This window comes from Actinopolymorpha sp. B11F2, from assembly GCF_040195635.1.
Taxonomy (GTDB): Bacteria; Actinomycetota; Actinomycetes; order Propionibacteriales; family Actinopolymorphaceae; genus Thermasporomyces.
In genome coordinates this window covers 1-22,877 of record NZ_JBEFTX010000016.1, presented here as the reverse complement: position 1 = coordinate 22,877, position 22,877 = coordinate 1, and the positions used below count along the sequence as shown (strand labels likewise).

Below are 22,877 nucleotides of genomic sequence, written 5' to 3'. Positions count from 1 at the left end.
CCCGAATTCGGCGAGAACGTACGGTTTCGCCTCGTATCTGCCCACTCAGCGACGCGTTATACATCGTTGACCAGGGAGATCAGCGCGAAGCTTCGGTCCAGCCGTCGGTGACGAACCTCTCCGGAGAACGCTCGCCGTCCAGCAGCAGGCCGTCGGCATCGCCCAGCCTGATCCCGTCGACGTAGACGCCACGGCCCTGGTAGAGCGCGTCGGTGACGTATCGCCAGCGGATCTGGACCTCCCCGGCCGGTCCCTCGATCTCGGCCGCGGCCTGTTGCCAGTGCCGTCCGGTGAACCCCGAGATCGTGCCGTCGTGCGGGCTGATCCGTCCCCGGCTCGAGACGACGAACGGCTGCGGCTCCCAACTCGCTTCACCGTCCCGCGACACCTCGAGCGTCAGCAGGTCGGTCTCCTCGGAGTCGACGAAGAGGTGGAACCCGAGCCGGGTCGAGTCCGCCCGCAGGGTCACGGGCAGGGTGAGCGTCGCCGTGGTGCCGTCCTGGCGGCCGGCGAACCACGCCGTGCCACCCTGACGCGGCGTCACCGCGAGCGCGTGCGCGACCCGCCCCACCACCGCCCGCCGGGCGGCGTTGACATTGCTCCACTCCCGCCGCGGATGCACGCGGTTGCTCAGCAGGATCACGAACGATCGGGACAGCGGGTCGATCACCAGCGACGTGCCGGTGAACCCGGTGTGCCCGGCGGTCGACGGCGATGCCAGGGCGCCCATGTAGAAGCGCTGGTTGAGCTCGAATCCCAACCCGTGCGCGTGCCCGGGGAAGCCGGCGTTGTAGTCGGTGAGCATCTGTTCGGTCGTATGCCTGGACAGGATCGTGCGTCCGTCGTACGTCCCGCCGTTCAGCATCGCCTGCGCGAGCACCGACATGTCGTGCGCGGTGGAGAAGATGCCGGCGTGGCCCGCGACGCCGCCGAGCGACCAGGCGTTCTCGTCGTGGACACTCCCCCGCACCATGCCCCGCGCCGGGTCGGTCTGGAACTCGGTCGCGGCGATCCGGTCCAGCTTCGACGCCGGCGGGTTGTAGCCGGTGTCGACCATCCGCAACGGCTCGGTGATGCCCTCACGGACGAGCACGTCGAGCGGCTCGCCGCCGACCCGTTCGACGAGGACGCCGAGGGTGATGAGGTTGAGGTCGGAGTATTCGTACAGCGTCTCCGGCGGCGCCTTGGGGGCGACGGCCAGCACCGCCTGGATCCGCGACTCCCTGTCCGGATAGGGGCGCCAGAGCCGCATCCACGACGGCAGGCCCGAGGTGTGAGTGAGCAGCTGCCGGACGGTGACGGCCTCCTTGCCGTTCGCCGCGAACGCCGGGAGGTACGACGCCACCGTGGCGTCCAGGTCGATCCGGGCTCGTTCCACCTGCTGCATCACCACGATCGAGGTGAACAGCTTGGAGATGCTCGCCATGTCGAAGATCGTGTCGGGGGCCACCGGCACCTGCTGGTGCGGCGGAAGCTCGGTGCCTTCGGCGTCGGCGTACTTCACCGCATGGCCCATCGCCTCGTGCACGGCAACCTTCCCGTCGTGGGAGGCGAGCACGACCGCGCCCGAAAACAGCGGTCGGCCCGACGGCTGCGGCAACAGGTAGCCCGCCAGCTCGGCGAGCATCGCGTCGATCTCGGCGGTGTTCAGGCCAGCCTCCTTCGGTGTGGTGGTCCGCAGCCGGGTCGACGGGGGCGCGAACCCGGAGTACGGCTCGTCGAAGCCTCGATCCGCCTGGTGTCCGTGCGCCAGCGCCGGCTGCGCCGACGACGCGAGGAACGCCGTCGCGAGAACGACGGGCACCATACGCGCCACGAGCCAGCCTCGACCCGCTCGACCCGCTCGACCCGCCCGACGCGCCCGCATGTCAGCCTCGCCGCCCGGGATAGAGCAGATAGGGCTCGCGCTGTGCCTCGAACGCGGCCACCTCGTCCGCCCAGGCGCCCACCACCTCGTCGGCGTCTGCTCCGGCGTCGATCATCGTCCGCAGCCTGGGTGAGCCGGACAGCTTGTCGATCCAGAACGGCCGCTCGAGGTCCCACGAGTCCTGCCGCCAGGCGAACTCGTCGTACCGCGTCGCCTCGACCAGCATCGCGACCGCGGTCCGGATCGGGTGGTACGCCCGCTGGTCGGTGACGTGGACCTGCACCCCCGCACATGTCTCGTCGACGTACTTCGAGAACGTCGGGACGAAGTACGCCTCGCGGAACTCCACGCCCGGCAGGTTCCGCGCATTGAGCCGGTCGCCCCACTGGTAGTCGAGGTACGGAGCGCCGATCAGCTCGAACGGCCGGGTGGTCCCGCGGCCCTCGGAGATGTTGGTGCCCTCGAAGAAGCAGGTGCCGACGTAGGCAAGCGCCGTGTCGGCCGTCGGCATGTTAGGCGAGGGCGGCGGCCAGGGCAGGCCGTGCTCCTGGGCGCGGGAGTCGGGCTGCCAGCCCTGGACCTTCACGACCTCGAGGTCGAGCTGGCTGCCCGCCGCCTCCGGCAGGAACTCGCCGTTGTAGAACCGCGCCAGCTCGCCGACCGTCATGCCGTGCTGCTGCACGATCTCCTTGAGCCCGACGCCGGACGTGTAGCCGGCGGTCATCAGCGCACCGTCGGCCCGTCCCCCGATCGGGTTGGGGCGGTCGAGGACGACGTAGGAAAGGCCCAGCCTGGCGGCCACGACCATCGAGTTGTAGAGGGTCCAGATGTAGGTGTAGAACCGCGCACCCACGTCCTGGATGTCGAAGACCATCGTCTCGACGCCGGCCTTGGTGAACAGCTGGGCGAGCTTGTCCTGGTTGGCGCCGTACGCGTCGTAGACCGGTAGGCCGGTCCGCGGATCCATCGTGTCGCCTTCGGACCCGCCGGCCTGGGCACTGCCGCGGAATCCGTGTTCGGGGCCGAACACCCCCACGATGTCGAGGTCGTCATGGGTCGCCAGGTCGTCCACGATGTGGCGCGTGTCCCGGAGGATGCCGGTCGGGTTGCTGAAGATGCCGAGCTTGGTGCCGCGCAGCATCGACCAGTCGTCCGCGGCGGCGACCTCGGCGCCGGTACGCAACCGGCCGCCGCCCTGGGTCGACCCGGACGCCCCGGTCGCCGCCCAGGCGGGTGCGGCATCACCGCTGAGGGTCAAGCCGGCGGCCACCGCCGCCCCCGACGCGGCGACGCCACCGAGAAGGGTCCGGCGGGTGGGGTGGGGGTGCGAGCTGGACGCCATGGGGCCGTCCCTCCTTCTCGTCTGTGTCCGGGGTCACCACGTCAGGCCGTGGCCGTACGGATAAAGCGGGGTCGCGGGGTCGGTGACGCTGGGGATGGCGACGGGCAGTTTCCCTCGCGGGCTGACCTCGCCGAACAGCACCCGGGCGCAGGCGCGCAGGGCCACGGCGTTGCCGGCGTAGGTCACCAGGTAGGTCTGCGCCTCGGTGAAGTGGGCGATGTCGTACGGATCGTTGACGGCCACCACGACGACGGGCCGTCCGGTCGCGACGAGGGCGTGCACGAGCCGCTGCTGCCGGGCCTGCGGGTCGGTCTCCTTGGTGTCCCACGCCTTCTGGGTCAACACGATCGTGAGGTCGCACGCGGCCGCCCGCTCCACCGCGGTCGCGATCGCGGTGTCGGTCGGCCGGGTGCCGGTGGCGTAGGACTCCGCCGTCGCACCGCGGTCGGTCATCGCCTCGGCCAGGGTGGCGGTCGCCGCGACGCCGCTACCCGTGACGAGGACGCTACGCGCGCCAGGTGCCAGCGGAAGCAGGTCGGCGTCGTTCTTGACGAACGTCGTTGTCCTCTCCGTGATCCGGTCGGCGCGCACGAGGTGGTCGGGCGTACCGACGATCTCGTCCACCTCGTCGACGTCGACGTATGGCTCGTGCACGATGCCCTTGGCAAGCTTCAGCCGGAGGATGCGGGTCACGGCCTCGTCGAGCCGGCGCCGGCTGATCTCCTGCGCGCGGACCGCCTCGAGCAGCGCCTGGTGCGCGAGGTCGAACGCGGGCGGGCGCAGGAGCATGTCGACGCCGGCGTTGACCGCGAGGACGACCACCCGGTCATCGCCGTACTTGTCGCGGACGCCCTGCATGCCGAGCGAGTCCGTGCAGACCACTCCGTCGTAGCCGAGCTGCTCGCGCAGGATGCCGGTCATGATCGGGTACGACAGCGTGGCCGGGTCCTCGCTCGGGTCCAGCTCGGGAAACACCAGGTGGCCCGTCATGATCGACCCGATGCCGGCCTCGATCGCCGCCTCGAACGGGGGCGCGTCGATCTGCTCCCACTGCTCCTTCGTATGCCTGATCACCGGGATCTCGGTGTGACTGTCCAGCTCGGTGTCGCCGTGGCCGGGGAAGTGCTTGGCGGTGGCGATGATGCCGGCGTCGCGTTCGTACCCCTTCACCTGGGCGGCGGTGAGGGTGCGGGCGAGCGTGGGGTCGGCGCCGAACGACCGTACGCCGATCACCGGGTTGGCGGGGTCGACGTTGACGTCGGCGACGGGCGCGTAGTCCTGGTTGATGCCGAGCGCGGCGAGCTCCTTGCCGGTGATGGCGGCCGCTTCGCGTGCGGCGGCGGCATCCCTGCTCGCGCCCAGAGCCATGTTGCCGGGGAACTGCGTCGCCGGCGGACCGACCCGCACGATCGTGCCCTGCTCCTGATCGGTGGAGATGAGCAACGGTACGCCCGCACCGCTCTCGACGGCGGCCCGCTGGAGGCCGTTGGAAAGTCCGGCGACCTGGCGCGGCTCGCTGATGTTGCCCGACCAGGTGAAGTAACAGATGCCCCCGAGGTGGTACTTCGCCACGATTTCGGCCGGTGTGGCGACGCCGTACGTGCTCGTGTTGCGCGCGTCGGGTGTATCGGGCGTGGCGCCGTAGACGTGCGTCACGAGGAGCTGGCCGACCTTCTCCTCCAGCGACATCCGGCGAACCACACTGGCGATCCGCGCCTCCGCGGCCGGTCCCAATCGGCGTGGCGGGCCGACGCTCGTCGTCCCGGCGGCCGCGGCCGCCGGGCCTGTGACCCCGAAGCCGGCGACCGCTCCTGCAGCCGCGGCGGCGACGACGGTACGACGCCGCGGGGCACGCGACGGCGGCGTAGGGATGGTCACCATCTGGGGTCCTCCCACTCGGAGCGGAGTCGGTCGACGGCCGAGAGGCGCGATCGACCGTAAACTTCCTACACGTTCTGCCCCCGTGTCCGGAACCTACCTACGACGACGGGGTCGGTCAACGCCTCCCGCCGGAACCGGTGGCATCCGGGCCACCGTGCCCTGTGCCCGCCGGGTCGAGCGCACGAACCACGACTCATCCGATTGGCCGTCATCCAATTGCACTACCTCGGCCTGACGCAGTTGACATAGCGAAATTTCAGCCGCTCGTACGGCGAACTCACCCTCCTCGGCTTACTAGGTTGTTCGGAATCCAGATCGCTAGTACCTGGAGGAGCTATTCGAAAGAGTCGCGTTGTCGTCGTTGGCGACCATCCACAACTAGTCGACGCACTTGTGGATCTGATTTCTGAAGAAGCCGACATCGAACTGGTCGGGGTCGCCCGCAATGGCGCGGAGGCAATTGCGTTAGCTCGCACCGCCGAGCTGGATGTCGTTCTTTTCGACCTGGAAGCAACCACGGCGGGCGCCGAATTGGCGTCGGTCATCTATCACCTTAGCCATCACGAGCCCCGGATACGCCTCATCGCGTTGTCAAGCTACGACGACGACGCTGCCGTACGCCGGATTCTCGGTGCCGGTTTCCATCGCCACGTCAGCAAGATCTCTGGCGATGAGGATCTGGCAAAGATTGTGCTGGAGGAGCATGTTTAACTGGCTTAGTTCTCGATACCGAAACTCCACGAAGTCCGTTCGCGCCGCTGTCATCCTGGCGCCTGTCGCCATCACCATCATCGCTTTGCTGTCCACCGGTGTCTTCGGCCCGAACTCGCAGAGCCAACCGGATGCCGCGGCCGCGGTCACGCCGACCGTTCCGTTGAAGGCTGACGGCGGGAAGATCGTCGACGCCAACGGCAACACCGTCGCCCTGACAGGCGTGAACTGGTTCGGTTTCGAAACCGAGACCTTCTCTCCCCACGGCCTGTGGTCACGCAACTATGAGGACATGCTCGACCAGATGAGGGACAGCGGATTCAACACGCTGCGCCTTCCGTACACCAACGAGATGTTCCTCGCGGACAGCAAGGCGACCGAGATCAACTACCGCAAGAACCCCGACCTCAAGGGGCTCCACGGCCTGGAGTTGATGGACCGCATCGTCGACGCCGCGACCGACCGTGGCCTGATGGTTCTGCTCGACCGGCACCGTCCGACGGCGCAGGCGCAGAGCGACCTGTGGTACACCGAGCAGGTCAGCGAGCAGAAGTGGATCGAGGACTGGACCATGCTGGCCCGCCACTTCGCCGACAACCCGCTGGTCATCGGTGCCGACCTGCACAACGAGCCGAAGATCACCGCGACCTGGGGAAGCGGCGACGCCAAGACCGACTGGCAGCAGGCCGCCGAGCGGGCCGGAAACGCCGTGCTGGACGCCAACCCCAACTGGCTGATCGTGGTCGAGGGCATCGAGTCCTACAACAAGGACTACTACTGGTGGGGCGGCAACCTGCAGGGCGCCAAGGACCACCCGGTACGCCTGAAGGACCAGAGCAAGCTCGTCTACTCCGCGCATGACTACGGTCCGGGCGTGTGGAAGCAGAAGTGGTTCGACGCGCCGAACTTCCCCGACAACCTGCCGGCGATCTGGAAGAAGCAGTGGGCATACCTCCCGATGGAGGGCAAGGCGCCGGTCCTGATCGGTGAGTTCGGTGGCCGGTCCGTGAGCCCGAAGACGACAGAAGGTGTCTGGCAGCGCAACCTGGTCGCCTTCATGAAGGAGAACGGGATCAGCTACACCTACTGGACCTGGAACCCGAACTCCGGTGACACAGGTGGTGTTCTGAAGGACAACTGGAAGTCCGTCCACAAGGACAAGCTGGACCTGTTGAAGACCTACCAGGCGCCGCAGGTCCAGGCGCCCGAAGATCCGGAGGACCTGGCCGACAAGAGCTAGGACCGCCGCAGGTCGGCGACGGAGCGGCTGTTCCGTTGCGAGAGGGGACCCCTCATCCAAAGGCCTGTTGGATGAGGGGTCCCCTCATGCGTACCTTCTGGAGCAGGGGTCCCCTCACGCGGACCGAGTCAAGTCCATCGGCCTGGTGCACGCGATCCCTCATGCGTGCGACGTCAGCGCCAGATGCCCGTGGGCGCGCGCGCCCGCACCTGAGTCCCCTGCCCAGGAGAACTCGTGAGGTCGAGGACGCCACCGATCTCCGTGATCCGTTCCCGCATCGATCGCAGGCCCAGGTGCCCGGGGAACGACGCGTTCGGGTCGAAGCCGATCCCGTCGTCACCGATCTCCAGGGCCAGCGCCGCCGGCGTCTCGGTCAGCCGGATGGTGACCCGGTTGGCCTGCGCATGGCGGGCGATGTTCTGCATGGCTTCCTGGGCGATGCGGTACAAGGTCTGCTTGACCTTCAGGGCACCTGACGGTTCTGCGCCGAGCTCGGCGTGTGTCGCGACGCCGTGCCGCGCCTGGAGGGCGGCGAGCTGCTTGCGGAGGGCGGCCACCAGTCCCTCCTCGGCCAGCGCCTGCGGCCGCAGCTCGAAGATCAGTGCCCGCATGTCGGCCAGCCCGGCCTCGGCCAGCGCCAGGATGTAGCCGATCGGCGCTTCGACCTGGCGAGGGTCGCCGTCGAGCGTCCGCAAAGCTGTGCGCGCGCCAAGGGCGATGCCGTACAACGCCTGCGACACCGAGTCGTGCAGCTCCCTCGCGAGGCGCTGCCGCTCCTCGAGCGCGGCCTTCTCCTGCGCCGCCGCCACCAGCTGGGAACTGTCGACCGCCGTTGCCGCCTTGCCCGCCACCACCGTGAGGTAGGCGAGCTCGAGCTTGCTCGGAGGCGAACCCGCCGGACAGTGGCAGCACAGGACGCCGAGCACCAGCCCCCGGGACAACAGCGGTACGCAGACCAGCGCGGTCGCTCGCGGCGGGTCGCTGGCGGCGGGGCCATTCCGCTGGCGCGGTCCATCGGGTTCGTCCGCCAACACGCGTTCGTGCACGATCGCGGTACGCGCCGCGATCGCGGCCTGCGCCACGCTCGGGCCCGCGGCACCCATGCCGGCGTCCACGACATGATCGGGGTCGAAGGATGATGCCCGCCGCAGCGACAAGTCGTCGTCGATGACGTGCACAGCACACGCGAGCGCACCGGTCGCCGCGACGACACCGCTGGTCAAGGTGTCAAGTGTCTGTTGCAGCGACATCGTGCCCGGGGTGGTCGTGATCGCCAACCGTTCGAGGTCGGTACGGGCACGGTCATGCTCGATCTCCATGCCGACACTCGCCGCGAACAGACCGACCGTCCGCGCATCCTCCGGGGTGAACCGGCGGCCTGGACCGTCGGCGACCTCGATGAGACCACCCGGCCGCTCGTATCCAGGTACGGGGACGGCGAGTACGGCGGGCAATCCGACCCTGCCGTGCGTGCTGTCCGTCGCGTCCGGGACGATCACCGACTGCTGCCGTCGGACGACCTGCCCTTCCACCGTGTCTGCGGTCCGGATCCACGTGCCGGCCAGGTCCCGTACCGCCTCACCATCGGTCGAGCGGATCAGCAGGACGTCGCCGTCCTCCAGCGTCATGATGGTGCAGGCCGCGGCACCGAGAAGGTTGCGGACCTTACGGGCGACCAGACCCAGCACGGCGTCGCGGTCGAGGCCGCCGCGTACGGCGTCGTTGACGTCGGCGACCGCGCGCAGCGGATCCCTCGGCAGGCGGGCGTCGCCACCACGCTGGGTGGGGACGCGCCGCGCCGACACGTGTGGACTGGTGTCGGTCATGGCTGTGCGAGCTCGTACGTCGAGACCAGGCCGCTCTGCACGGCATACAACGCCGCCTGAGTCCGGCTGGACACGTTGAGCTTCTTGAGAATGCTGCTGACGTAGGTCTTGACGGTCTGCTGGCCGATCGACAGCTCGCGGGCGACCTCCTTGTTCGAACGCCCACGGGCCAGCAGGATCAGCACCTCCACCTCCCGCCGGGTCAGCGGATCGGGTGTGCTCGGCACCCGCATCTCCCGGACCAGTCGGGCCGCGGCAGCCGGCGACAGGTGCACCTGACCGGCAGCGGCAGATCGGATGGCACGACGCAGGCCTTCGGCGTCGGTGTCCTTGAGCAGATAGCCGATCGCGCCGGCCCGCAGCGCGTCGGTCACCAGGTGGTCCTCGAGGAAGCTGGTGAGCGCCACGACCTCCACATCCGGAAGTTCCCGGCGAATCGCCGCGGTGGCGCTGATGCCGTCCATGACGGGCATCAACAGATCCATCAGGATGACCGCGGGCCGCAGCTCATGTGCGAGCTCGACAGCCTCGCGGCCGTTGCGGGCCTCGCCGACGACCTCGACATCGTTGTCGAGCTTGAGAAACATCATCAAACCCTGCCGAACCACCGCGTGATCTTCGGCAATCAACAGGCGGACAGTCATGTCGGACCCCTCCCCCCGCGCTGCCGTCTCGACAAATCCCCAGCCACGGCCCAATTCGGATACAACTTCCCGTGGGGTGGTCCACTCGCTCGACAGCCTACTTCGCAGTGTCCGACACATTCGGCGAGTTCGGCAGCAGAACCAGAAACCGCAGCGGCCGCGGCACTTCACGGGTCCGAATCGTCATGTCCGCAGAGCCTCGGCCCGGACAAGTACGGCTTGTCCGCCACCGCCTGGGTGTGGAGCGGCTCCCCCGCCGGTAGGGGGGCGCGGCCCCCCCGAACGCACGCATTCATCCGTGATGAGTGAGGGAGTCTGCGCTACCCCGCCGGAACAGAGGATGGGGAGTGCAGGGAGGGAAATCGAACCGGTCCGGTCCGCCGACATCGTGGAGCTGGTCGACACGACCACGCGGGGTGGGTCATTGGGGGGCGGCGCCTCATGTGCGCCCAGATACACAAGGTAACTCGGTTGTATCCGCACTGGTACAGCCGTCCGCTCGGACTGCTGCGGGACGGGCGCGTGTGGCGTTTCTCCGTTGTGGGGGTCACCGGCGTCGCGATCAACAGCCTGGCGCTGTACGTCCTGCACGGCCGCTTCGGGGTGCCGCTGGTGCTCGCCTCGGCGTTGGCGGTCGAGTTCGCCATCGTCAACAACTACATGCTCAACGAGATATGGACATTCAGTTCTCGACGCCCGTCACTCGGCCGCTTCGCGAAGTTCAACCTCACCGCATTGGTCGCGCTCCTGGTCAACGTCGCGGTCGTGTGGGTGATGGCGAGCATGGGAGTGCTCTACCTGGTGGGGAATCTGTTCGGCATCGGTGCGGCGATGGCCATCAATCTCACCGTCAGTACGACATGGATATGGGGGCGCAAGTCCGATGGAATCGCTGGTGTTCGCCGGCCTGGTAGTGGTCTCGATCCTTCTTTCCCTCCAGGCAGGGCACATTCTCTACATGATGATCTACACCTGGGATCAGCCGGAGGCCGAGCGGCTGGCGAAGGGACCAGAAGAGCTGGTCGAACCGCACCTTTCGTTCACAGCGATCCTGCCGGCCCGCCACGAGGAGGCGGTCATCGCCCGGACGATCGATCGCGTCGTCCACTGCAACTACCCCGCAACCCTGCTGCAGGTTCTGGTCGTCTGTTCCGCCGACGACACAGGGACCATCGAGCAGGCGAGTCAGAAAATCGATGAGCTGCGGTACGACGGCATCGTGAACGCGGCCATGGTCGTCTTCGAGGACGAGCCCATCAACAAACCGCACGGGCTGAACTGCGCGCTGCGCGAGGCGACCGGCGACGTCATCACGATCTTCGACGCCGAGGACGAGATGCACCCCGACATCTTCGCCGTCGTCAACACCCTGATGGTGACCGAAGAGGTGAACGTCGTGCAGTCCGGCGTTCAGCTGATGAACTACGAGTCCAACTGGTACTCGACGTTCAACGTCCTCGAGTACTTCTTCTGGTTCAAGTCCAGGCTGCACTACCACGCGCGGCATGGATCGATACCCCTTGGCGGCAACACCGTCTTCTTCAAGCGCGCACTCCTCGAACGCATCGGCGGCTGGGACGAGTCGAACCTCACCGAGGACGCCGAGATCGGGTTGCGGATGAGCAGCCTCGGTGAGCGGATCCGGGTGATCTACGACGACGAGTACGTCACCAAGGAGGAAACGCCGCCGACGCTGCAACAGTTCATCAAGCAACGGACCCGGTGGAACCAGGGCTTCATGCAGACGTTGAGCCAGGGCTCCTGGCGGGAGATGCCGACCTTCCACCAGCGAGCACTCGCGTTCTACACATTGTCCTTTCCGTACGTGCAGGCCTTTCTCGGTCTCTACATGCCGCTGGCGTTTCTTACGATCTTCATCGTGCACACCCCGGTTCCGGTGGCGTTGCTGACCTTCGTCCCGGTTCTCCTGCTCACGGCACACTTCATCACCGCCGTGGTGGGACTCTATGAGTTCACCGAGGCGCACGGCCTGAAGGCGACGCCGTGGACGGTCGTGAAGATGGCTTTCACCTGGCTTCCCTATCAGCTGGTACTCGCCTACGCCTCCATCCGTGCACTTCGCCGACACCTTGCCGGACGTCGCGACTGGGAGAAGACCCAGCACATCGGCGCGCACCGCACGCCCATCGACGACGTGGTCGAGAAGGAGGTGAGCAGTGGCGCCTAAGCGGGCCTTCGACCTGCGGCGGCCGAGCACGCTCCTGCTCGTCATGTCGCTGGTCATGGGGGCAATCTCGCACGGATACCACCTCTTCGAGTATCCGTTGCACATCACCGACGAAGGCATCTATGTCCAACAGGCCTGGTCGGTGTTGCGCCAGGGCGCGCTCTCGCCGTACACCTACTTCTACGACCACGCGCCCGCGGGCTGGTTGACGATGGCGGCGTGGGCGAACGTCCTGCCCGGACAGTTCCAGGCGTTCGGAAACGAGATCGACACGATCCGGGTCCTCATGCTCGTCGCGCACGTCGCCAGCGTGGGTTTCCTGTTCGAGATCGTCCGGCGATTCTCCGGCAGTGCTTCGGGCGCCTTCATGGCGTGCTTCCTGTTCAACGTCTCTCCGCTCGCTGTCTACTACCAGCGGCAGGTGCTGCTGGACAACCTGATGGTCTTCTGGCTGCTGCTGGCGACGTTCCTCCTGGTTCGCGCGAGCGACCGGCTGGTGCCGGCCATGGCGGCGGGTCTGGCGTTCGGGATCGCGATGATCACCAAGGAGAACGCGATCTTCTTCGCACCGGCGATCGGTTATCTCGTCTACCGGCGCGCCAGCGGGCGGCGAAACCGGCGCTTCCTCATGTCGTTCTGGTGGTTCGCCTCGGTGATTCCGGTGACGTGGTACTTCCTGTTCGCCCAACTCAAGAACGAGCTTCTGCCGACCGGTTTCAACTTCGATCTCGAAAGCCAGCCGACCGACCACGTCTCGCTCCTCTACACGATGTGGTGGCAGGTCAACCGGGTGGGCCCGAGCGGCCGGAGCCTGTTCTACGAGCTGCTCGAGAACACCTGGCTCCCCCGCGATCCGATCCTCCCCCTCGTCGGGCTGATCTCGACGTTCATCGTGCTGTGGCTGTGGTCGCGCGACCGCGATCGCCGTCCCGGATATCTGGTCAGCGCCCTGATGACGCTGGGCTACGGCTTCTACATGGCACGCGGCAGCGTGATCCTGGACTTCTACGTGGTGCCGCTGGTCATGGCCTTCGCCATGAATGCGGGGGTGCTGTACGGCACGTTCATGCGCTCCGTACCACGTGGTTTCCGGATCGGCCTGACGAGCATCATCATCGCGTTCGCACTGGTTGTGCCAGGTGGGTACTTCGTCGTCCGGAACACCGAGGGCAACCTGAAACCACACGACCTCTACGAGCTCTCGGTGACGCCTCTCCAGCAGGCGCAGTACGAATGGGTGCGGGCGAACATCCCGCCGAACTCCCGCATCATCATCGACGACGAGATGTGGACGGCGCTGCACGACCGCAAGCCCTACTACAAGTACGCACACTCGCACTTCAAGGCGGCGACCGACCCTGATGTGCGGGGCGAGGTGTTCGGCGGCAAGTGGCAGAACATCGACTACGTGGTGATGTCCAACAAGATGCGTGCGGCGATGGAACGTAACAACGCCGGCGGAGTCGAAGAATACATGCTCGACGCGATCGACAACCACGGCCGGGTGGTTTGGGAGTTGCATCGCGGCGACATCCACCTAGAGGTTTACGAGATTCAGTAGGAAACAACCGGGTGCGTCTTCACGGGCGACCAAACCTGGTAGGGAGTAAACGACATGAAAACGACGACGTCGAAGAGGCCGCAGAAATCCAAAGGCCCGCAACGGTCCTGGAAGCGCGCCTTGATCGTGGTGGTCGCAGCGCTGGTCGTCATCTCTCTCGGGCGATCGCTGATCCCGCTCGGCGGTTCTGGTCCCAGCCCGCTGAACATCACTGGGGGTGGCCGCGAGGGGACGACCACGAAGGAGCCTCCGGCCCAACAGCCGACCAAGATCGTCCAGTTCAACGGCAAGAAGGTGCCGATCGGGGAAGGGCCGGTCGCGGTCCTCAATCCCGGACTTGCACGGCCCGGCGGAAAGGTCGGGGTGAACGGCTCCGGGTTCGACCCGGGTGCCCGCGTCAACGTGATGCTGTCCAGCGGTAAGGGCCGGGCGACCATCATGGCGACCAAGAAGGCGAACAAGTACGGCGTCATCGACGCCGAGTTCACCTACCCCGTCGGAGCCGGCAACTCCGGCAAGAAGCAGTCGGTCACGTTGGCCCAGGTCGGCAGCACCAAGAAGGTCGCCAAGGCCGAACTGGTGGCACAGGCCGGCGTCGGCCTGGTGGAGCTCAGCGACCAGGTGGGCAAGCCCGGCACACCGCTCACGGTCGACGCGGACGGCTTCCTGCCCAACGAGAAGATCAACGTCTTCTGGGGACGCCTCACCGGCACGCCGTCGCAGGTTCTGCGCGCCGACCCGGACGGCAAGCTGCAACACGAGTCGCTCCGCGTCGGCGTCGGTGCCGTCGGCGACAACACCGTCATCCTGATGGGTGCGAAGAGCAAGACCACGGCGATGGCGCCGTTCCAGCTGCTCAGGCAGTACCCCATGGTGCTGACCAAGCCGTTCAGCGCCCGCGCGACGGAGACGATCCACGTGACCGGCAAGGGCTTCGCCCCGAATGAGCGGGTCCTCGGCTACCTCGGTCAAGCCGGTGGCATGCCGGTCATGACGGTCCGGGCCGACGAGGACGGGTCGATCGGCAACATCGCCTTCAAGGTGCCGTTCGACCTGAAGGGCCGGCAGACGCTGATCTTCACCGGTGAACAGAGCCGGGCCTCGGCGAAGGCGGGCTTCCTGGCCCAGCAGTACATGCCGGTCGTCCGGGGCAGCACGTGGGGTGGCCTGCCGGGCACCGTCATGAACTTCTATGCCAAGGGGTTCGCGCCCAACGAGGCGGTCCACGTCTACGTCGGTGACGAGCTGGTCTCCGCGTTCCGCGTGGACTCGAAGGGCAAGGCGGTCGCGGCCGGCAAGTACATGATCCCGTCCGACGTCGAGAAGTCGGTCGAGTTCCAGATGATCGGCGCCCGCAGCGGCGGCGTCGGGAAGCTTTCGGTCAAGGTCGACAAGTCCGAAGGCATGGTGCAGATCCCGAAGCAGCCGAAGTACAAGCTGCCGAAGGACCTCCGGCGGTGACCTCGCCGCACCTGCGTACGCAAGCTGACTGGCACGGCCGGAGGGAGCGCGGCGATGACCGATGTCTTCGGACCCAACACGCGGGGGGTGATCCACCTGATCTCCCACCTGGGCGAGCTCGGCAGTCGGGAGATCGACGGTGTGGTCGATCTGTGGAAGCGGCGGCCGCGTGAGGATCGGGCGGCCGCCTGGGCGGCGATCGGTGCCGCGACGACGCTCACGGAACGGCGGGCGATCCTCGACGCGGCAGGGCTCGCCCGGAGGGAGGCGATGGACGTGGCCCGCCGGCACGGCTCGACCGACTGGGCTTTCTGGGCGGCTGTCTGGGATGCCGCGGCCGGTGTGGCCGCCAGCGACCGGGTAGACGAGCACCACTACCAGACCCTGATCGGCCCCGTCGCGAGCGGCCTGCCGTGGCTTGCGTCACGGCAACCGGACCGCATGGAGGTCTCCGGACTGCAGGCAGCCATCACGCGGTACGGCGTCCCCCAGGGCTCGGGCGGATCCGGTGAGGTCGGCGGATCGGCCGAGGTCGGCCGATCCGAAGACAGCGGAGGGGCCCGATGACTGAACCTTCGACGCGGGTCCTGATCGCCGACGACGACCGCGCCGTCCGCGACGCCCTCGCCGACCTGATCACCGGGCAGCCCGGCCTCGAGCTTGTCGGCGAGGCGGTGAGCCATCCGGATGTCGTCCGGCTGTCGGCGAGGGACCATCCGCGGGTCGTGGTCCTCGACGCGCGGATGCCAGGGGGCGATGCGCCCGCGACGATCCGTTCCATCCAGGACCGTACGCCGACCACGTCGGTTCTCGTGCTTTCCGCGTACGAAGATCCGAGTGCTGCGGTCGAGGTACTGGCTGCCGGAGCGACCGGCTACCTGGTCAAGGGCATCGCAGACGAGGAGATCATCGAGGGGATCGCCCGCGCCGCCCGGGGCCAGGTCAGCATCTCCCTGCCGCTCGCGAAGGAGTGTCTGAACCTGCTCCGCCGCGACCTGGAGACCGAGCGCCGGGCGAGCGCTGCGACCCTGCAGAGCGCCAACGTCCTACGCCAGCTCCTCGACCGGATCCGCGCCGCGTCCGTCCTGGTCGGAGCCAACGGCGCGATCGAGATGATCAACGCGCCGGTCCAGCAGCTGTTCGGTTACCGCCGGGCGGAGCTGATCGGCGAACCGATCACCAACCTGGTGCCGCTGTCCCGGGGCGGCGAGCCCGTCGACGAGCTGATCTACCGGCTGCTGAGCCGTGAACCTCCAGGGGAGTACGGACCGGAGGCGCATTTCACCGCCACCGGGCGTCGCAAGGACGGCGGGACGTTCCCCGTCGAGGTCTCGGCGAGCCTGATGCCCCACGGACAGCGCGGCGTCGCCGTCATCCTCCGCGACCTGAGCGAGCTGAGCCTTGCGGAGGCGAGGTACCAGCAGCTGTTCGAGGCCTCGCCGGATGCCACGGTGATCGTCGACGACTCCGGCACCATCAAGCTGGTCAGCGCCGCCGCGGAACGGCTGTTCGGCTATCCACGCGAGGACCTGCTCGAACGCACCGTCGACACGTTGCTCCCCGACCATCCGGTCACGATCTACCGGAAGGAGAGCGACGAAGTGCCGGCCGAGGACGGTGGCGTGGCGGCCCCGCTGGGATTCGAGCTGGTCGGCCGGCGGCGCGACGGCACCGAGGTCCCGGTCGACGTCAGCATCGGCCGGATCCGTACCGAGGAAGGCGTCCAGGTCGTCCTGTCGATCCGCGACATGACCGAGACCGCGGGGTCGCGGGCCGTCCTCGAACACAGCGTGGAGGTGTTGCGAGCGGCCGGGCAGGACCACCGCAACGTTCTCGTCGACCTGGTGGGCGCGCAGGAACGCGAGCGGCTCCGGATCGCCGCCGGCATCCACGACGACAGCCTGCAGGTCATCACCGCGGCGGCCCTTCGGCTGCAGCAGTTGCGCCGCCGGCTCAGTGACCCGGACGACCTGCGGGTGCTCACGAAGCTGGAGGAGACGATCCGGCTCGCGGCCGACCGTCTCCGCCGGATGATCTTCGACTTCCGCCCTCCAGCGCTGGAGCACGAGGGGCTGGTCGCGGCCCTCCGCGCCTATCTCGAGCAGCTCCGCGCCGAGACCGGGGTGGCGTACGAACTGGACAACCGACTCGAGGAGGAGCCGCCGACCCAGACCCGGGTGCTGATCTACCGGATCGCCCAGGACGCCCTGATGAACGTCCGCCTGCACGCCCAGGCGTCCCATGTTCTGGCGCGGCTGAGCGGCGTGGACGATGGTTGCCTGGTCGAGATCATCGACGACGGCGTCGGCTACGACCCGTTGGAGGCCGAGACCGAGCCCGGTCATCTCGGCCTCACCCTGATGCGCGACCGGGCCGAGATCGTGGGTGGCTGGTGCCGGATCGAGAGCGCACCCGGAGCCGGTACTACGGTGGAGTTCTGGGTCCCACGCGAGTCGGGGCTCGCCGGAGGCGCCACGTGAGCACATCGCCCGAACCTGGGCAGCCACCCGCACCTGGGCCGCCGCCTGACGCCGAGTCGCCGCCTGACGCCGAGTCGCCGCCTGACGCCCGGTCGCCAGACGCCACCATCTCGGTCCTCATCGTCGAGGACCACGCAGTGGTGGCCGAGGGCCTGGTGGCGCTCTTGGCCGAGCATCCCGACCTTCGGGTCCTCGGCTGGGCACCTACTGTCGCCGAGGCGACCCGGCTCGCCGCCGAGTCTCCTGTCGACGTCGCGGTCGTCGACTTCTGGCTTCCGGACGGCACCGGGGTCGACGCGGCGGCAGGCATTCGTACGTCCCGCCCGGATGCGGTCGTGATCTTCGTCAGCGCAGACGACAGCGACCAGGCCATGATGGCGGCGGTCGAGGCCGGCGCGTCCGGCTACCTCATCAAGACCGCCACCGGGCAGGAGATCGTCCAGGCGGTACGGCGGGCCGCCGACGGCGAGATGCTCATCCCTGCGCCCCGGCTCGCCGAACTCCTGGCGCGCAGCCGGGAGTCAGTACGACGGGAAGCCGACCGGGCGCAGCAGCTGGGAAGTCTCACCGCCCGCGAACGCGAGATCCTCGACCTGATGTCGAAGGGCCTCACCAACCGCGAGATCGCGGCCCAGCTGAGCATCGCCTATCCGACGGTACGCAGCCACGTCCGCAGGGTGCTGGAAAAGCTCCACGCCCGGTCCAAACTGGAAGCCGTCGTCAAGGCCGCATCGGCACAGGGCAGCGACCACTCGACCGACCCCGGTGATGACGCCGGACCGGGCCAGGCAGTGCCGCCGCCGGGCCCCTCCGGCACATCTGGACCATCAGGCGGTCTGTGAGTGACGGGGGACGCTGCAGGGGTGCAGCTGAATCGCTGGACCCTCTGGTTCGGCGGTCTCGCGTTCTTCAGCTGCTACCTCGGGCAGACGGTGCTCGGCGTCGTTCAGCCGACGATCGCGGCGGAACTACGCCTGTCGTCGGCCGAAGCCCAGTGGGTCGTCAACTCCTTCTTCTTGACCCTGGCGCTGTTCGCGCCCGCTGGGGGGCGCCTCAGTGACTACTACGGGCACCGGAGCGTGCTGCTGGTCGCCCTGTCGGTGTTCGCCCTGGGCTCGTTCTCCGCCGCGGTCTCCCAGGGCTTCTTCTGGCTGGTATCCAGCATTGCCGTCGCCGGCATCGGCGCCTCGACGCTCTACCCGGCGAGTGCGGCGATGATCGCCAACCGGGTCCCCCTCCAGAGCCGCGGCGACGCCCTCGGGAAGTACTCGGCGATCGGCGTGTCGGTCTTCGTGGTCGGGCCGCTGCTGGCCGGCGCATTGACCGAGGTGGTCAGCTGGCGGGCCCTGTTCGGCGTCCAGGCCGCGGTCGGCATCGGTCTGGTGCTGATGGGTTGGCAGAAGGTCGAGGACGAGCCGGTCGGGGAGCCGGAGCGCTTCGACGTCCGCGGGCTCGTCGTCGTGATGTCCGGGCTCACCGCCCTGCTGGTCGCTCTGATGCAGGCACTCACCTGGGGCTGGGACTCGGCGGCGACGCTCGCCCTCGCCGGGTGCGGCGTCGTGGTGCTCGGCGCGTTCTGCCTTCTCGAGTTGCGTACGCCGCATCCGCTGCTCGACGTCGGTCTGCTGCGGCGCCGCGTGCTGGGCGGGATCGTGCTCGCGATGTTCACCGCCCAGTTCGTCATCACCGGCTACATCATCTACGTCGCCACCTACTTCCAGCACGTTCTGGGATATGGGCCGCTGCTTGCTGCCCTCGCGATCGCTCCCTCGATGCTCGCTGCCCCAGCGTTCAACGTCATCGCCGGCCGGGCGACGGACCGATTTGGGGCCCGCCTGCCGGCGATCCTCGGGTACTTCGCGACCGCGGTCGCGTTCGGATGGCTGGCGGCCTTCCTCGACGAGAGGCGCTACATCCTGTTGCTGCCAGGGCTCCTGCTCCTCAGCACGTCGTTCTCCCCGATGTTCACGTCCCTGCTCACCGGGCTCAGCAACGCGGTCGCGGCCGAGGAGCGCGGCGACGCCAACGCGCTCGTCCTCACCGTGCGGTGGATCGGGGCGGCCGCCGGGACGATGGTGCTCGGGGTCATCATCCATACGGGCAGCGAGTCCGCAAGGGTCCCGACGGCTCCGCCGTACCAGACGGCCTTCGTCGTCCTCACCGCAGCCGCCCTGGTCGGCGGCCTCATCTGCATCCTGCTGCTCCGTGATCCGGCACCGGAGCAGCGGCCGAGACACCACCACTTCAGGCCGCACTTCTGAGCCGTTCGCCTCGAGTGCTGCACCACTGACACCCGCAGCCCCGCGGTCCGAGCTGGTGGTGTGGGCGTGCGCACTCACCCGTGGCCGCGGGTGCGACCACCTGGCAGGCTGACCCGCATGCCTCCGACCGCCGTCCTGCTAACCGTCGTCCTCGTCCTCGTCGGCGTCTCGGGGGCGAGCTTCGGCGCACTCGCACTGATTCCACCGACACCACCTCACGACCTCGCATTCGGCCTCATGCTGTGCGCGGGCGGCGTCCTGCTGACCTGGGTGGGTCTCACGTCTCGCCGGGTGGGCCGGATCGCGTGGCTGGCAACGGTTGTGCTCGCTGTTACAGGGTTGTTCCTGAGCCTGTTGGTCGTCCGCGAGGACGTCTGTTGCATGTACGCCTACCATCGCGGGCTGGGCTTTCCGTGGGGCTGGTTGGACAGCGGCGTCACCGTCGCGACCCGGGCCGAAGTCGAAGAAATACAGGCGAATCCTGAACAGCTGGCCAAGCAGATCGACGTGGTCAAGATGGGGCTGGACACCGCGTTCTGGTGGTACGCCGCGGTGCTCCTCTGCATTCCCGCCAGCAGGATGCTCCAACGCCGACGGCCCAGTCCGAGGCGGCGTGGCGGCGCCCACGCACGGGTTGGCGGGCGTGGACGACGAGGACTGTGACGACCCGAGCATCCGTCGGCGTCGGCAGAAGTTCAGCGGCGAACAGCCGCGCGTCAGGCGATCACGAACCGCACCGTCGGCGCGTACTGGCACCGGCCGAACCACATCACCTTCGCCATCGCCCACGCATGACCAAGTTCTGCGTCAGGGGGTACGACGACCGGGAAGTCGACGATCGTCCGCGCCCGCGCCGGCAGGCTGAAACCCGTCAGCGACTGGGGAATCGCGTGCCAGGTGCCCCACGGCGAGACGAGCTGGACCTCACCGCGGATCTCGTCGCGCGTCTGGTTGGTCAGCGTCACGGCGATCGTTGCGCGGGCGCCGGGACTGACCACGACCTCACGGTCCACGACATCGACGACCAGTCCGGTCTCACGGCCGGCCATTGGCTGGGAAGCCGATCCACTCCCGTCCACCGGCGCCGCAACCCGGTCTGCCAGAACCTCGGTCTCGTCGGTCGGCATGGCGTCCACCGCCTCACCGGTTGAGGAGCCGGACGCGGCTACGGACGTGCCTGCCGACGCCGGCACGCGGGAAGCGGGTGCGGACTCCGACCTCGGTTCGGGGATGGGGACGACGGAGTCGCGCCGACGCCCCCGCTCGGCCGCGACAACGACCGTGGCGATGTCCTCGACAGGCGTACCGGCGTAGGAGATCTGGGCGGCCACGAAGTACGTTCCCTCCTCCGCATCCGCAGCCGGCGTCACCGTCGCCGCGAATCGCAGGTGCCCACCGGCGGGGAGCTCGTAAGCCTGTTCCGCCGGATCGACCGTCCATCCCGCGGGCACTCGCATCCGTACGGCACTCTCATGGGCCGCGTCGCGCAGCTGGCTCGCGAGCACGACCTCGATCTCCAGCGGACCACCGTCGGTCCAGGGCAGTGAGCGTGGCGACACGGCAACGGTCACCGGGAGGTATCCCATCGGCGCCGGACCGCGGTTGTGCAGCCAGTAGCGGGCGTACTCGGGATGTGGTCGTTCGGCCGACGGCCCCAGCATCTCTGCGTCGGGTGTGCCAGGTGTGTCAGGTCTGTCAGGTGTGTCCGGTGTGGCGGCGTCCACCGGTGTGGCCACGATGGTCGCCACCTCGAAGCCGGCGAGGTCGAGGCTGAGATCGGTCGGCTCGAGTGGGCGTTCGAGCAGGTTGGCCCGCCGCGCGTCGGCGAGCCCGAGGGCACCGCCGATCGTGGCGCGGCGCCCGAGCCCGGTGCTCTCGGCCAGCCGCAGGGTGATCCCACGCGCCGGATCCGAACCGCCCGCGCTGCCGGTCGCGATCGGGTTGCCGGTCGGCTTCACCGCGCTCAACAGGACCTCCCGCGCCGGGTCGATACGGACGAGTGAATGCCGCCCCGGCAGCCGCTCAGCACGAGGAACCGAGTGGGGAACGGTGCGCGGCGCCCCGCGGGGCAGGGCGCGGGCGTGCAGTGGTGTGCAGTACTCCTGGCCGCGCGACGGCAGCGCCAACGCGCGCCAGTCGCCGTCACCGGCCACGAGGGCGTAGCAGAACTCGTGCGTCCACCGCTGCAGCTGGAACGCCGACCCGTCCGGTGCCGCCCGGCGCGGCGGATCGACCCAGACACCGGACGGCCAACCGGTGCAGGACCGGAGCAACGACAGGTGCAGCGCCCCCGCCGGGTCGACGGCGAACCCGGGCAGCCCGTAGGTCATCAGGGCGACGGTGGCATCGGTGAGCGGTTCCAGGGGGACGTCGAGCCCGACCGCCTCGATCGCCGCGTCGTCGAGGTCGGCGACGAGACAGTCGACCGGGCCGACGGCGAGCAGTGCGGGCAGGGCCCGGACGTCGCGCAGGTCGGCGTTCGGCCGCCACACCGCCCGCAGCGGTTGCTCGGGCGGTACCCACAGCAGCACCCGTCCGGTCGCCTCGAGCTGCCGGTCGAACTCGGCGGTGTACTTCGCGTCGCATCGGGCCAGCAGCTCCCGTGCGATGGCGTTCTCGTCGGGGCCGCCGAGGACGATCCGGAAGTCAGGCAGGTTGGAGTCGACCGACAGCCATCCGTACCTCGCCCACTGCGCACCGGATGTGGTCGCGGTGACGCCGACGCGGGCGAGAGCGACGACCAGGTCGCGGGCGCTGGCGGCGGCACCGACCTGACCGACGACCACCTCGGCGACGCCGAGCGCCCGGTCGCCGAGCCGGTTGCCGTCGGGGTCGACCAGCGAGACCCGTGCGGTCGAACCCAGTCCGAACCACGTGTGCGCGGGATTGTCGAGCGTCCACGGCGCCTCGGCCGCGTCGACGTCGGGCATGCCGAAACCGCGTCCCACGACCGCCGCCGCGACTCCCGACATCGGCAACGCCCCCGGCAGGTCGACCGGGAACCTCACCCGCAACAGCTTGTCCGCACCGCGATGGTCGAGCACCCTTGTCCGGAAGTCGACGCGATCCACCCCGTGCCACAGGGTCACGGTCTGCTCGAAGGACAGCACGTCCAGCGTTCCGGTCGTCACGAGGCGCTCACCCAACGGCCCGATCTCCCGGCGGACCGTGGCGGGCGTGGTCGCCGACCCGACCACCGGACCGCGCGGGATGAGGTGGCGCGGGCCTTCGCCGAAGTCGGGGTGGGTGGCGTACTCGTCGTAGAGCAGCAACTCGTTGCCGACACCACGCAGCAGCTCCCGGCCGGTGTCGACGTCGACGAGCGAGGTCAGTCCGCCACCGCGGTCCGGGTCGGCGCGAAGGCGGTAGCGGTGGTTGGTGATGGGGTTGGTGGGAGCGCCGGTCGCGCTCCAGG

16 protein-coding genes and 1 pseudogene are annotated in these 22,877 nt (G+C 68.4%); 11 read left to right on the top strand and 6 right to left on the bottom strand.

Annotation, left to right across the window (positions count from 1 at the left end; genetic code table 11):
• Positions 1-79 precede the first annotated feature (79 nt).
• The 3 genes from ABN034_RS25205 to ABN034_RS25195 form a co-directional block, all read right to left on the bottom strand.
• Complete coding sequence (locus tag ABN034_RS25205) at positions 80-1,807, bottom strand: serine hydrolase domain-containing protein (RefSeq protein ID WP_349693581.1); 1,728 nt, start codon at positions 1,805-1,807, stop codon at positions 80-82.
• Between the two features lie 61 nt (positions 1,808-1,868).
• Positions 1,869-3,209 carry an exo-beta-N-acetylmuramidase NamZ family protein gene (locus ABN034_RS25200; RefSeq protein WP_349693457.1) on the bottom strand — a complete coding sequence of 447 codons (1,341 nt, stop codon included), beginning with the start codon at positions 3,207-3,209 and terminating at the stop codon, positions 1,869-1,871.
• A 33-nt stretch (positions 3,210-3,242) separates the two neighbouring features.
• The gene (locus ABN034_RS25195) at positions 3,243-5,090 is read right to left on the bottom strand and encodes a glycoside hydrolase family 3 protein (RefSeq protein ID WP_349693456.1); all 1,848 of its coding nucleotides are present in this window, start codon (positions 5,088-5,090) and stop codon (positions 3,243-3,245) included.
• A gap of 336 nt (positions 5,091-5,426) precedes the next feature.
• Between ABN034_RS25195 and ABN034_RS25190 the strand changes: the two genes are divergently transcribed.
• A complete protein-coding gene (locus tag ABN034_RS25190) occupies positions 5,427-5,801 on the top strand; it encodes a response regulator (RefSeq protein ID WP_349327331.1) in 375 nt (124 codons plus the stop codon).
• Positions 5,794-7,041: a glycoside hydrolase family 5 protein gene (locus tag ABN034_RS25185; protein ID WP_349693455.1), complete on the top strand. Its 1,248-nt coding sequence runs from the start codon at positions 5,794-5,796 to the stop codon at positions 7,039-7,041. Before ABN034_RS25190 ends, ABN034_RS25185 begins: the two co-directional genes overlap by 8 nt.
• Positions 7,042-7,214: 173 nt before the next feature.
• Here ABN034_RS25185 and ABN034_RS25180 read toward each other — a convergent pair whose 3' ends face one another.
• Complete coding sequence (locus ABN034_RS25180) at positions 7,215-8,867, bottom strand: GAF domain-containing sensor histidine kinase (RefSeq protein WP_349693454.1); 1,653 nt, start codon at positions 8,865-8,867, stop codon at positions 7,215-7,217.
• Positions 8,864-9,511 (bottom strand): response regulator, encoded by a 648-nt coding sequence (locus tag ABN034_RS25175; protein WP_349327101.1) that lies wholly within the window; start codon positions 9,509-9,511, stop codon positions 8,864-8,866. The genes ABN034_RS25180 and ABN034_RS25175 overlap by 4 nt, the downstream gene beginning before the upstream one ends.
• 441 nt (positions 9,512-9,952) lie before the next feature.
• On the opposite strand from ABN034_RS25175, the pseudogene ABN034_RS34580 reads away from it, so the two are divergent.
• From ABN034_RS34580 to ABN034_RS25135, 9 genes and pseudogenes are all read left to right on the top strand, one after another.
• Positions 9,953-10,369: pseudogene (locus ABN034_RS34580) on the top strand (GtrA family protein); the annotation flags it as partial.
• Between the two features lie 25 nt (positions 10,370-10,394).
• Entirely contained in the window at positions 10,395-11,699 is a 1,305-nt protein-coding gene (locus tag ABN034_RS25170) for a glycosyltransferase (protein WP_349693453.1), read from the top strand.
• Positions 11,689-13,260, top strand: coding sequence for an ArnT family glycosyltransferase (locus ABN034_RS25165; RefSeq protein ID WP_349693452.1), 1,572 nt, complete (start codon positions 11,689-11,691; stop codon positions 13,258-13,260). The genes ABN034_RS25170 and ABN034_RS25165 overlap by 11 nt, the downstream gene beginning before the upstream one ends.
• Positions 13,261-13,314: 54 nt before the next feature.
• Positions 13,315-14,721, top strand: coding sequence for a hypothetical protein (locus tag ABN034_RS25160; protein ID WP_349693451.1), 1,407 nt, complete (start codon positions 13,315-13,317; stop codon positions 14,719-14,721).
• 54 nt (positions 14,722-14,775) lie between these two features.
• A complete protein-coding gene (locus ABN034_RS25155) occupies positions 14,776-15,288 on the top strand; it encodes a hypothetical protein (protein WP_349693450.1) in 513 nt (170 codons plus the stop codon).
• Positions 15,285-17,201, top strand: a complete 1,917-nt coding sequence (locus ABN034_RS25150; RefSeq protein ID WP_349327094.1) for a PAS domain S-box protein — start codon at positions 15,285-15,287, stop codon at positions 17,199-17,201. The genes ABN034_RS25155 and ABN034_RS25150 overlap by 4 nt, the downstream gene beginning before the upstream one ends.
• Positions 17,198-18,043, top strand: a complete 846-nt coding sequence (locus tag ABN034_RS25145) for a response regulator (protein ID WP_349693449.1) — start codon at positions 17,198-17,200, stop codon at positions 18,041-18,043. Before ABN034_RS25150 ends, ABN034_RS25145 begins: the two co-directional genes overlap by 4 nt.
• 21 nt (positions 18,044-18,064) lie before the next feature.
• On the top strand, positions 18,065-19,462 hold the full coding sequence (locus tag ABN034_RS25140; RefSeq protein WP_349693448.1) for an MFS transporter: 1,398 nt from the start codon (positions 18,065-18,067) through the stop codon (positions 19,460-19,462).
• A 117-nt stretch (positions 19,463-19,579) separates the two neighbouring features.
• Positions 19,580-20,125 carry a hypothetical protein gene (locus tag ABN034_RS25135; RefSeq protein WP_349693447.1) on the top strand — a complete coding sequence of 182 codons (546 nt, stop codon included), beginning with the start codon at positions 19,580-19,582 and terminating at the stop codon, positions 20,123-20,125.
• Positions 20,126-20,178: 53 nt separating this feature from the next.
• On the opposite strand, the gene ABN034_RS25130 is transcribed toward ABN034_RS25135, so the two are convergent.
• The coding region (locus ABN034_RS25130; RefSeq protein WP_349693446.1) for an NEW3 domain-containing protein at positions 20,179-22,877 on the bottom strand (2,699 nt) is incomplete at its 5' end.